This is a genomic window from Nocardia sp. NPDC004722 (assembly GCF_053601505.1).
This window is the reverse complement of the sequence record NZ_JBSGBY010000238.1, coordinates 1-11,728: the sequence shown is the minus strand read 5'-3', so window position 1 is coordinate 11,728 and position 11,728 is coordinate 1. Positions and strand designations below refer to the sequence as shown.

General features: G+C 66.3%; 11 protein-coding genes. 5 read left to right on the top strand and 6 right to left on the bottom strand.

The features are described from left to right. Nucleotides 1-1,409: wax ester/triacylglycerol synthase domain-containing protein (locus ACWELQ_RS22880; RefSeq protein WP_452399085.1), on the bottom strand; the 1,409-nt coding region annotated here is incomplete at its 3' end. A 97-nt stretch (nucleotides 1,410-1,506) separates the two neighbouring features. On the opposite strand from ACWELQ_RS22880, the gene qcrB reads away from it, so the two are divergent. Beyond that, nucleotides 1,507-3,156: a cytochrome bc1 complex cytochrome b subunit gene (gene qcrB / locus ACWELQ_RS22875; protein WP_452399084.1), complete on the top strand. Its 1,650-nt coding sequence runs from the start codon at nucleotides 1,507-1,509 to the stop codon at nucleotides 3,154-3,156. A gap of 134 nt (nucleotides 3,157-3,290) precedes the next feature. Here the strand turns inward: qcrB and ACWELQ_RS22870 are convergent, their stop codons facing one another. Beyond that, nucleotides 3,291-3,500, bottom strand: coding sequence for a DUF397 domain-containing protein (locus ACWELQ_RS22870; RefSeq protein ID WP_379367488.1), 210 nt, complete (start codon nucleotides 3,498-3,500; stop codon nucleotides 3,291-3,293). Nucleotides 3,501-3,893: 393 nt separating this feature from the next. Between ACWELQ_RS22870 and ACWELQ_RS22865 the strand changes: the two genes are divergently transcribed. The 3 genes from ACWELQ_RS22865 (at nucleotide 3,894) to ACWELQ_RS22855 (ending at nucleotide 6,296) form a co-directional block, all read left to right on the top strand. Next, nucleotides 3,894-4,391 carry a DUF309 domain-containing protein gene (locus ACWELQ_RS22865; protein ID WP_452399083.1) on the top strand — a complete coding sequence of 166 codons (498 nt, stop codon included), beginning with the start codon at nucleotides 3,894-3,896 and terminating at the stop codon, nucleotides 4,389-4,391. A gap of 98 nt (nucleotides 4,392-4,489) precedes the next feature. Next, nucleotides 4,490-5,449 carry a tRNA glutamyl-Q(34) synthetase GluQRS gene (gene gluQRS / locus ACWELQ_RS22860; RefSeq protein WP_452399082.1) on the top strand — a complete coding sequence of 320 codons (960 nt, stop codon included), beginning with the start codon at nucleotides 4,490-4,492 and terminating at the stop codon, nucleotides 5,447-5,449. A 58-nt stretch (nucleotides 5,450-5,507) separates the two neighbouring features. Beyond that, nucleotides 5,508-6,296, top strand: a complete 789-nt coding sequence (locus tag ACWELQ_RS22855; protein WP_452399081.1) for an RDD family protein — start codon at nucleotides 5,508-5,510, stop codon at nucleotides 6,294-6,296. A gap of 89 nt (nucleotides 6,297-6,385) precedes the next feature. Here the strand turns inward: ACWELQ_RS22855 and ACWELQ_RS22850 are convergent, their stop codons facing one another. Then, nucleotides 6,386-6,973, bottom strand: a complete 588-nt coding sequence (locus ACWELQ_RS22850; protein WP_452399080.1) for a DUF4190 domain-containing protein — start codon at nucleotides 6,971-6,973, stop codon at nucleotides 6,386-6,388. A 76-nt stretch (nucleotides 6,974-7,049) separates the two neighbouring features. Here ACWELQ_RS22850 and ACWELQ_RS22845 point away from each other — a divergent pair, with 76 nt between their 5' ends. Next, a complete protein-coding gene (locus ACWELQ_RS22845; RefSeq protein WP_452399079.1) occupies nucleotides 7,050-7,817 on the top strand; it encodes a queuosine precursor transporter in 768 nt (255 codons plus the stop codon). Nucleotides 7,818-7,837: 20 nt separating this feature from the next. Here ACWELQ_RS22845 and tgt read toward each other — a convergent pair whose 3' ends face one another. The 3 genes from tgt to ACWELQ_RS22830 all read right to left on the bottom strand — a co-directional run. Then, nucleotides 7,838-9,097 carry a tRNA guanosine(34) transglycosylase Tgt gene (tgt, locus tag ACWELQ_RS22840; RefSeq protein WP_452399078.1) on the bottom strand — a complete coding sequence of 420 codons (1,260 nt, stop codon included), beginning with the start codon at nucleotides 9,095-9,097 and terminating at the stop codon, nucleotides 7,838-7,840. A 75-nt stretch (nucleotides 9,098-9,172) separates the two neighbouring features. Next, complete coding sequence (locus ACWELQ_RS22835) at nucleotides 9,173-11,140, bottom strand: ABC transporter ATP-binding protein (RefSeq protein ID WP_452399077.1); 1,968 nt, start codon at nucleotides 11,138-11,140, stop codon at nucleotides 9,173-9,175. Beyond that, a partial coding sequence (locus ACWELQ_RS22830) for an ABC transporter ATP-binding protein (protein ID WP_452399076.1) occupies nucleotides 11,137-11,728 on the bottom strand: 592 nt, incomplete at its 5' end. The genes ACWELQ_RS22830 and ACWELQ_RS22835, both read right to left, overlap by 4 nt.

Here is an 11,728-nt window from a genome sequence, read left to right as displayed (position 1 = left end):
GGATTCCCTCGCGCCGGCGCGGATTCCCGGCGCAGCGCGTGGACGGTCTCGTCCACCGCGGATTCCAGCAGCGCGGCATAACCGTCGAGATCCGCCAGCACCTCCAGGTCGGCGTGCACCGAGAGCGTGACGGTGTCGCCTAGGCCGTGCACTCCGTGGGTCAGGTGCATGACCGTGCCGAGCGCCGGGAACCCGGCGGTGAAACGCACTGCGCCACCGCCGAATTCGAGGTCCGCCGCGCCCCGGTCCACGCTGGATACCACGATGTGGCCCGAAACCCGTTCGGGGAGTGTGCCGAGGGGGGCGTGCGCCACGTCCCGGTGCAGTAGCGGGGCCGGGAGCACCGCGGTCACGGCGTCCTGCGCGTGCTGCAGCGGATGGGCGGCGCGCTCGCGGCGGGCGGCCAGGTCGGCGGCGATGCGGTCGGCACGCTGTGGAAGCGGTACGGCCACGGCCAGATCCACCGACAGGTCGCGGTACCCGTTGCGGGCCGGGCCGTCCGCCGCCATCGGTACCTGGGCACGCAGTTGCGGCGGTGGCTCGCCGCGGTCGCGCAGGTAGCGCTCGAGCGCCAGCGAGACGGCGGTGAGCGCCACCACCGTCACAGAGCGGCCCGGAACCCGCAGCCGATTCCGGTCGCACACCAGCATTCGCACGCCATGCGTCCGGGGTGTCGAGCCGCCGCCGTTCAGGAGGTTCGGTTCGACGTCGGAGGCGGGCGGCGGGAGCTGCCCGGCGGCCGTGAGCTCGGCCAGCCGACACTGGGCTGCGGCGGCGCGCAGACCGCGAACAACGGTGCGTGCCATACCGATTGGGATGCCGGGTATGGCGCAGATAGCGGCGAGAGCGCTCATTGCCGTTCCCCGGACGGACTCCGGCGCGAGAGCGTAGGCGACCCGCGACAATGGCCCCTCCCCGCGTGCTGCCGGAAATTCGCTGCGCCCGAACAACGCCCGGGCGATGGCGGCGGCGCGGCGGCCGTCGGCCAGGGCGTGGGATAGCTGGAGCACCACTACCAGCGCGGACTCACCGGTAGCGAATCCCGGGACTTCCCGGACATTTCGGAAGACATGCAGCCGCCAGGCGCGTTCGTTCGCACGCAAACCCGTGCCGAGCAGCGCACCGATGTCGGCCGTGACATTCGCCCACGTCGCCGACCGGTGTGGATGATCGACGAACTGGTCATTCGTGAATTCGCAAGGCGCCCAAATCGGATACGCAATGTTTGCAGGAGTGTCCAGCACGTGTACCAGCAAATCCGGAATATGCGCGACCCGGTTCGCCACCGCCGTTCGCAGCCGCTCCGCGTCGCATCCGGTGTCCGCGAAGCAGTAGAGCAGGAACAGATCATTGCGGGTGCGCGCGGACAGCCAGTACATGGTCGCGTCGCGGGCAGCCAGGGAATTCACTCGACGACCCTAGCGAAACGCCCTACGACGCACCGCCACTGGGTGCTACCGTTTGTAGTAGAAGCCTAATCACTGTCCCGGGGGCGGGGTGACCGCAATGGCAACCACGGCACATCGATCCAAGACCGCCGTTCGACTGGCGGCGCAAGCCAATGAGGCGGATGAGCGGTACCGGGGTGCCGCATTCCTGAAAAGATCCATCAACAAGGTCTTTCCGACCCACTGGTCGTTCCTGCTCGGCGAAATAGCGCTCTACAGCTTCATCATTCTGCTGCTCTCCGGCGTCTATTTGACCTTGTATTTCGATCCGTCCATGCAGGACGTGACCTACAGCGGGTCCTACCAGCCGTTGCGCGGGGTCACCATGTCCCGCGCCTACGAGACCGCGCTGAACATCTCCTTCGACGTTCGCGGCGGATTGTTCGTGCGGCAGGTACATCATTGGGCCGCACTGCTTTTCACCGCTTCCATGATCATCCACATGTGCCGGGTGTTCTTCACCGGCGCGTTCCGCAAGCCGCGCGAGGCCAACTGGGTGATCGGCGCGCTGCTGTTCATCATGGCCATGTTCGAGGGTTTCTTCGGCTACTCGCTGCCCGACGACCTGCTGTCGGGCACCGGCCTGCGCGCCGCCTTCGCCGGTATCACGCTGGGCAGCCCCGTCATCGGCACCTGGCTGCACTGGCTCATGTTCGGCGGCGACTTCCCCGGCACCATCATCATTCCGCGCCTCTACATCGCGCACGTGCTGCTGCTGCCCGGAATCATGCTGGCGCTCATCGGTGTTCACATCGCGCTGGTCTGGTATCAGAAGCACACCCAGTACCCCGGTCCGGGCCGGTCGGAGAAGAATGTGGTCGGCACCCGCATCGTGCCGGTGTTCTCGCTGGACCAGGGCGCGTACTTCGCCTTCACCCTCGGCGTGCTGGCGATCATGGGCGGGCTGCTGCAGATCAATCCGATCTGGAACCTGGGGCCCTACAACCCCTCTCAGGTCTCCGCGGGCACCCAGCCCGACTTCTACATGATGTGGACCGACGGGTTCCTGCGCCTGTTCCCGGCCTGGGAGATGTACCCGTTCGGGCATACCGTGCCCGGGGCGTTCTCGGTGGCGCTGTTCATGCCGCTGATCTTCACGCTGATCATCGCGTACCCGTGGATCGAGAAGCGGCTCACCGGCGATCGCGCCCGGCACAATCTGCTGCAGCGGCCGCGGGACGTGCCGGTGCGCACCGCGATCGGTGCCATGTCGCTGAGCTTCTACCTGATTCTCACGCTGGCCTGCGTCAACGACATCATCGCCTTCAAGTTCGACATCTCCCTCAATGCCACCACCTGGGCCTTCCGCATCGGGCTGCTCACCATCCCGCCGCTGGCCTACACCGTCGCCTACCGGCTGTGCCTGGGCTTGCAGCGCAGCGACCGCTCGATTCTCGAGCACGGCATCGAAACCGGTGTGGTGCGGCGACTTCCGCACGGGGAGTACATCGAGGTGCATCAGCCGCTCGGTCCGATCGACGAGCACGGCCATCCGGTCCCCCTCGAATACCAGGGCGCGAAGGTCCCCCGGAAGATGAACGAACTGGGCATCGCCGGACGGCCGGGCACCGGCGCGTTCTTCCGGGCGGACCCCGCGCAGGAGCAGGAGGCCAACGTCGCCAACGACCGCGAGGCCGAACACGCCCAGCTGGCAGTACTGAGGCGGGCGCAGGAGGGCGCGGCGGGGAACGGGCACCGGCCGGACTGACGACCCGGCACAGAGCTGACCACCCGGCACAGAGCGAAGCCCCGAGTCTCCGGGACTCGGGGCTTCAATTTTCTCCCGGTCGAGACTGGCCAGGTTGGGGCTGACCAGAGCGGGGGTCAAGCGCGGGGGTGCGGTCAGGCCCGCTTGAACTCTCCGTCGGACACGCCGGCTACGAAGGCGTCCCACTCACCGGGGGTGAAGGCCAGGATCGGCCCGCGGCCGGATTCCTTGCTGTCGCGGACAGCCACATTGCCGTCACCGAGAAAAGCAACCTCAACGCAGTTGCCGTTGGGGCCGCTGTGTTTGCTCTTGCGCCATACGGCGCCTGTGTAATCCACCTTCACGGTACTAGCTCCTTAGTTGCGTCAGGCTCGAGATCTTGCTGGCATCGATCTTGGTGACCTCGGGATCCCTCGAAAATGGCGAACCCCTGGTGCGCCACAGGCCGCACGCAAACGCTCCGTACAACCAGTTCTCTGCACTTCGCGATGGGAATGCACCCCCGATGGCCGTTCCCGCGCTAAACACTAGCAGGGTTCGTCATAAGGAGATCGCATTCTTTCGTTTTCAATCAGCAAATTTATGGCAAGGTTAGCCAGCTAATTATTTGCGCCAAATTAGCCGCAATTTGAGGCTTTTCAATTTCAGAAGTCCGAATTCCGTTATCTCGACATTCGCGCATCGACCGGCAAACTCTGCGTCGGCCGAGACTCCCGCCATGGGGAATCATGGGGGACATGCCCGAGCAGCCACCGGAGGAAACCGGACGAGACCGCGACGAGAACGGACGTGCCCGGAATGCCCGGCCTCGTGACCGTTTTGGGCGACCCCTCCCGTTCGGCACTCCGGGTGTTCCCCGCATACCCGACGATCTCGACCTGCCGCCCGCGGAGACCCTCGACTACGCCCAACGCCTGCTCGATGTCGGCCTCGCTTTCAACGCGCACGAGGTACTCGAGGCCGCCTGGAAGAACGGTCCGTTCGCGGAGAAGTCGCTGTGGCAGGCCCTCGCGCAGTTTGCCGTTGGACTCACCCACATTCAACGGGGAAATCCGAAGGGGGCGCGCACCCTGCTCGAACGCGCGACGCAGCGTCTTTCGGCCTATGGCCCGACGCCCTATGGCATCGACTCCGCCGGGCTGATAGCCCGCGCCGAGGGCCTGCTCACCATGCTTGACCAGGGAGAACCCGTCTCCGAGAACGATCTTCGGCCGCGACTCACAATCGTGCACTGAATTCGCAACTCCACTATCCACCCACACTCGCTGTGCGCGCCCGCAAGAATGCGAAGGACCGGGAGCACTGCGAAGCGTGCGAACTACCATCGACAAACGTGCCCGCCGAACCCGCCACAGCAAAGGCCGAACCCACCCCGGCAAAGGCCGGATCCGGCCGCTTCGCGCCCAGCCCGTCGGGCGACCTGCATCTGGGCAATCTGCGTACCGGGCTGCTGGCGTGGCTGTTCGCCCGCTCGACCGGGCGCGGATTCCTGATGCGGGTCGAGGACCTGGACCGGGTGAAAGCGGGTGCGGCGCAACGGCAACTCGAGGACCTCGCGACCCTCGGGCTGGACTGGGATCCGCCGGTGGTGTGGCAGTCGCAGCGGTTGCCGTTGTACGAGACCGCCCTCGAGCGCCTCACCGCCGCCGGGCTGACCTACGAATGCTTCTGCACGCGAAGGGAAATACAGCAGGCGGTGACCGCGCCGCACGGCCCGATGGGCGCGTACCCCGGGACCTGCCGGAATCTGACGGACCGGGAAAGACAGCAGCGCCGCGCCGAGGGGCGGCCCGCCGCGCTGCGCCTGCGCGCCGACGTCACCGAATTCACCGTGACCGACCGACTGCTCGGTGAATACCGCGGCGCGGTGGACGATCTGGTGCTGCGGCGCGGCGACGGCACGCCCGCCTACAACCTCGCCGTCGTGGTCGACGACGCCGAACAGGGCATCGACCAGGTGGTGCGCGGCGACGACCTGCTGCCCTCGACCCCGCGCCAGGCGTACCTGGCGACGCTGTTGGGCCTGCCGGTACCCGAATACGCCCATGTACCACTGGTATTGAACCCGGCCGGGCAGCGCCTGGCGAAACGCGACGGCGCGGTCACCCTGCGTGATCGGCTGGCACTCGGCGAAACACCAGGCCAGGTCGTGGGCGCGCTCGCCGCCTCGCTGGGATACAGCGGCGCGCACACCGCCTCGGACCTGCTGGAACGATTCCGGCCGGACACCCTGCCGCACGAACCCTGGCGACTCGACCCTGACGGCTTGTCGCTACCCAGTGCCTGTCCGTAACGTACGCACTCGACCAGATCGACCAGATCCCGAACGAATTCGACGAGGACGGCGAACAATGACGAGCGGTGGGTACGACCCCAACCAATATCCGCAGGGTGGGCAGCCGTACGGGCAGCAGCCTTACGGCCAGCAGCCCCAGCAGCCGTACGGTCAGCAGCCCTACGGGCAGTCCGACCCCTACGGGCAGCAGCCGTCCTACGGTCAGCAGTCCGACCCCTACGCCCAGCAGCCGCAGCAGCCCTACGGGCAGCAGTCGGATCCGTATGCGCAGCAGCAGCCTCCGTCGTTCGGGCAGCAGCCGTCGTACGGCCAGCAGCAGCCGTTCGGGCAGCAGGACTCCTATGGCCAGCAGCCCTACGGGCAGCAGCCGTACCAGCAGTTCCCGGGCGGCAACCAGCCCGGTTACGGCGCACCGGGTTTCGGTGCCGCGCAGCCCGGTGATCTGTGGACCCGCTTCGGCGCCCGCATTATCGACAGCCTGATCGTCTTCGTTCCGGGTGTCATCATCGAGGCGTTCCTCCCCAACAGCATCGCCTGGGCCTGGAGCGTGCTGCTGCCGGTTCTGCTGTTCGGTTACTTCATCCTGATGGAGACCCAGCAGGGCGGCCAGACCCTCGGCAAGAAGCTGCTGGGTCTGCGCGTGGTCGGTCCCGGCGGCGGCCCGATCGATCCCGCCACCTCGGCCAAGCGCAACCTGTACGTCATCGTGGAGCTGATTCCCTGCCTCGGGTGGCTGGTCGGCCTCGGTATGGCGATCTACATCGCGATCACCATCGAGCAGGACCCGAACAAGCAGGGTTGGCACGACAAGTTCGCGGGCGGCACCCAGGTGCTGAAGGGCTGATACCCGGCCACTACGAACAATGGGGCGCATCCGCGAGGATGCGCCCCATTGTTTTTGCCGCACAGTCCTTTTGCCGCACGGCCGCCGGACTAATAGGTCGAGTGCCAGTTCCCGGCGATGACGAGGACCAGCAGGAGCAGCACACCGAGAACGGTGCCGATCGCGCCCACCCAGACACCGCCCAGCGCCAGGCCGCGGCCCTGCTGCTGCGGATTGTTCTTGACCTGGTTGAGCGCAACGATGCCCAGCACCAGGCCGACGACCGAGACCACCGGAATGAAGATGCAGAAGAACAGGCCGGGCAGACCGATGATCGACACGATCAGCGAGGCGATGGCCATCGGATTGGTCTGCTGCGCCGGGGCCCCGTACCCGTAGGGCTGGTAGCCGGGGTAGCCGTAGGCCGGGGGCTGCTGCCCGGCGGCCGGATACCCGGGAGCCGGATTCGCCTGCGGCGGCGTGTAATTCGCCTGCGGCGGCGGATAGTTCGGATACACCGGCTGCGGCGGCGGAGTCAGCGGCGGCGTCTGGTACTGCGGGGCCGAGGTGTAGCCGGCCGGAGGCGGCGTCGATTGCTGGGGCGCCGGTTGCGGTGGCGCCGCGGGCGGGGTTTCGGGCGTGACGCCCTCACCCCCGTACTGTTTCCACCACTCGTCGGAATCGCCGGGACTCGTCATTCGCTCAGCCTAGGCTGTCATTCCCGGAGACACCCACCGGTCGGTGTGTATCGGTCCAGGCAGGGATACTTTCCGCGTGAGTGAATCGAAAACGGTCGATACCGACCGATCTGGACACCCCACGCCGGAACACGCGAGCTTCGCGGACGCGGCTGGGGGCTATTTCACGCCGGTGGCGGTCGCCTTCACGGCCGTCCTGCTTATCTCCAATGTCTGCGTCGCCAAGGGCGTGCAGTTCTTCTCCGGGGAACATGTGTCCTTCGGACCTATCACCGTCCTGCCGCTGACGCTGGACGGCGCGTTCTTCCTCTTCCCGCTCGCCTACGTCATCGGCGATATCCTCAGCGAGGTCTACGGCTTCCGGGCCACCCGACGCCTGGTCTACTACGGGTTCGGCGCGCTGCTGCTGATGATCGCCTGCTTCCAGATCGTCATCAAGCTGCCCGGCAACGACAATCAGAACGCTCAATCGTTCGCCGATGTCCTCGGCCATACCCCGCAGCTGGCCTTCGCCGGTATCGCCGGGTACTTCGTGGGGCAGTTCCTGAACTCGGTCACCCTGGTGCTCATCAAGGAGAAGACCAAGGAGAAGCACCTGTGGGCGCGGCTGCTCGGCTCCACCGTGGCGGGCGAGATCGGCGACACCCTGGTGTTCTGCTCCATCGCCGCCACCGCCATCGGCATCAACACCTTCGGCGACTACCTCAACTACACGATTGTCGGCTTCCTGTGGAAGACCCTCGTCGAGATGTGTGTGCTGCCGATCAGCTACCGCTGCATCGCCTTCCTGAAGAAGCGCGAACCCTCGTACCGCCCGCGTGAGCGCTCGGCCATCTACGAGTAGGGATTTCGGCGCGGTCGCGTCTAATTCCCTTGCAGACCAGGGGCTTTGATGCGGCCGCGCCAGCGGCCCAGGAAATCGGTCTTGTAGTCGTCGAAGTAGCCGCCGTCCAGGCTTTCTCGCACGCGATCGACCAGGCGCACCGTGAACCGCTCGTTGTGGATGGTGCACAGGGTCGCGGCCAGCATCTCCTTCGCCTTGAACAGGTGGTGGATGTAGGCGCGGGTGTAGTTGGCGCAGGTGTAGCAGTCGCAGGTCTCGTCGATCGGCGTGAAGTCCCGCTTGAAGCGGGCGGTATTGATATTGAAGCGGCCCTCGTCGGTGTACAGCGCCGCATTGCGGGCCACCCGTGAGGGATTCACGCAGTCGAAGGTGTCCGCGCCGTGCTCGACCGCGGTGAAAATATCCTCCGGCTCACTGATGCCCAGCAGATGGCGCGGCTTGTGCTCCGGCAGTTCGTCACAGCACCAGCCGACGATGGTGCCCAGATTGTGCTTCTCCAGCGCGCCGCCGATGCCGTACCCGTCGAAACCCGTCCCGGCCTCGCCGCGCAGCGCTTCCAGATCACGACATGCCTTGCGCCGCAGGTCCTCGTACTGCGCGCCCTGGATCACGCCGAACAGCGCCTGATACGGCTTGTGCGAGCGGGCCGCGGTGAGCCGCTCGTGCTCGTCGAGGCAGCGCTTGGCCCAGCGTCGCGTGCGCTCCAGCGATTCCTCCTGGTAGCCACGGGTGTTCATGAGCGTGGTGAGTTCGTCGAAGGCCATCATCACGTCCGCGCCCAGCTGATGCTGGATGCCCATGGACACCTCCGGCGTGAACCGGTGCTTGGAGCCGTCCAGGTGCGAGCGGAAGGTGACGCCGTCGTCGTCGACATGGGCCAGACGCTCCTTGCCCTTGGCGATCACATCGTCGTTCTGCACGCCGACCGATTCCATGGCCAGCACCTTCTTGAACCCGACGCCCAGCGACATCACCTGGAAGCCGCCGGAGTCTGTGAAGGTGGGTCCGCGCCAGTTCATGAACGCGGCCACGCCCCCGGCCTCGTCGACAATGTCCGGACCGGGCTGGAGATACAGGTGATACGCGTTGGCCAGCAGCGCCTGCGAACCGAGTTCCTTCATGGTCTCCGGCAGCACGGCCTTGACCGTCGCCTTGGTACCGACGGGCGTGAAGGCGGGCGTGGCGATCTCCCCATGGGGAGTGCTGATCACGCCCGTCCGACCGTGCCGCCCTTCCAGGCGGGTACCGACCTTGAACGAGAACTCGGAGGGAGAAGACACAAGGCTCATCCTCTCACTCCGTGAAATGAGGACCGGCCCGCACCATTGGGTGCGGGCCGGTCCGGCTTGGCTGGGTCAGGATTTGCTGAGCGCCACCGCGTCCGGTTCGGGATCGTCCACATTGTTGCCCTCGCCATCGGTGATGGCGGCGGCGAACTGGGCGTTGTAGAGCCGCGAGTACGCGCCGCGCTCGCGCAGCAGCGTCTCGTGGGTGCCCTGCTCGACGATGTGGCCCTTCTCCATCACCACGATGGTGTCGGCGTCGCGGATCGTCGAAAGCCGGTGCGCGATCACGAAACTCGTGCGATCCCGGCGCAGCGCCGCCATGGCGTGCTGCACCAGCAGCTCGGTGCGGGTGTCGACCGAACTGGTCGCCTCGTCCAGGATGAGGATGGACGGCTTGGCCAGGAACGCCCGCGCGATGGTGATGAGCTGCTTCTCACCGGCGCTGACGCCGGAGCCCTCTTCGTCGATGACGGTGTCGTAGCCCATCGGCAGCGCGTGCACGAACCGGTCCACGTAGGCGGCGCGGGCGGCGTCCAGGATCTCCTCGTCGGAGGCGTTCGGATTGCCGTAGGCGATGTTCTCCTTGATGGTCCCGCCGAACAGCCAGGTGTCCTGCAGCACCATGCCCATGCGCGAACGCAGGTGATCACGGGTGATGCGGGTGATGTCGACGCCGTCGATGGTGATCGCGCCGGAATCCACCTCGTAGAACCGCATGAGCAGGTTGACCAGCGTGGTCTTGCCCGCGCCGGTCGGCCCGACGATGGCCACCACATGCCCGGGTTCGGCCACCAGCGAGAGGTTCTCGATGATCGGCGTCTCCGGCTCGTAGCGGAACGACACGTCCTCGAACGCCACCCGCCCGCGATCCACCGGCCGCGAATCCTCCGGATCCGGATCCGCCGACTGCTCCTCGGCGTCCAGGATCTCGAAGATCCGCTCCGCCGAGGCCACACCCGACTGCAGCAGGTTCATCATCGAGCCGATCTGGGTGAGCGGCTGGGTGAAGCCGCGCGAGTACTGGATGAACGCCTGCACCTCACCCAGCGACAGATTGCCCGACGCCACCCGCAGGCCGCCGACCACGGCGATCAGCACGTAGTTCAGGTTCCCGAGGAACATGATGGCGGGCATGATCAAGCCGGAGATGAACTGCGACTTGAACGACGAGTTGTAGAGCTTGTCATTGGTCTCGTCGAACCGCTCGCCGACCTCGCGCACGCGGCCGAAGGCGCTGACCACCTCGTGACCGGTGAAGGCCTCCTCGACCTGAGCGTTCACCTCACCGGTGAACTTCCACTGATCCACGAAGTGCGGCTTGGAGCGCTTGGCGATCTGCGCGGTCACGATGACCGCCAAAGGCACTGTGAGCAAAGCGATCAGGGCCAGGATCCAGGAGATCCAGAACATCATGATCAGGATGCCGATCACCGACAGCACATTGATGATCAGCTGAGACATGGTCTGCTGCAGCGTCTGCGCCATATTGTCGACGTCATTGGTGACGCGCGAGAGCACATCGCCGCGCGGCATGGAGTCGAAGTAGCGCAGCGGCAGCCGGTGCAGCTTCTCCTCGATCTGCGCGCGCAACCGCTTCACGGTCCGGTTGATCACGATGATCAGCAGCTGCGCTTCCAGCCAGCCGAACACCGCCGCGCCGATGTAGAGCGCCAGCACCCAGGCCAGCACATGGCCGACCGCGGTGAAATCGATTCCCGTGCCGGGAATCACGTTCATGCTCGACAGCATGTCCGCGAAGGTATTGTTGCCGCTCGCGCGCAGCCCCTCGACCAGTTCGTCCTTGCTGCGCCCGGCGGGCAGCTGCTTGCCGACCACGCCGTCGAAGATGAGGTTGGTGGCCTTACCCAGGATCTGCGGGCCCAGCGTGTTGAGCACCACCGAGCCCACGGCCAGCAGGAAGACGACGATCAGATACGCCTTGTCGGGCGCGAGCATGCGCAGCAGGCGCTTGAGCGACGGGCCGAAGGACTTCGCCTTGGCATCCGGCGCACCGGGATTGACGCCTCCGGGCCTCATCGCACCTCCTCCGCGCTGAACTGCGACTCCACGATCTCGCGGTACTCGTTGCAGTCCCGCATCAATTCGTCGTGGGTGCCGATCCCGGCCATCGCGCCGTCCTCCAGCACCACGATCTGATCGGCGTCGCGGATCGTCGAGATCCGTTGCGCCACAATGATGACCGACGCGTTCGAGGTCTCCGGCCTCAGGGCGTCGCGCACCCGCACATCGGTGGCGACGTCCAGGGCGGAGAAGCAGTCGTCGAACAGGTAGATGCGCGGCCTGCGCACCAGTGCGCGGGCGATGGCCAGGCGCTGACGCTGACCACCCGACACCGTCGTACCACCCTGTGCGACAGGCGTTTCCAGGCCCTGCGGCATCTCACGCACGAAGTCGGCGGCCTGCGCGATCTCCAGCGCGTGCCACAACTCCTCGTCGGTGGCCTCCGGCCTGCCGTAGCGCAGGTTCGAGGCCACGGTGCCGGAGAACAGGTACGCCTTCTGCGGCACCAGGCCGATCTCCGAACGCAGCGCCTCCAATTCGAGGTGCCGCACATCGGTGCCGCCCACGTACACCGCGCCGTCGGTGACATCGATGAGCCGCGGG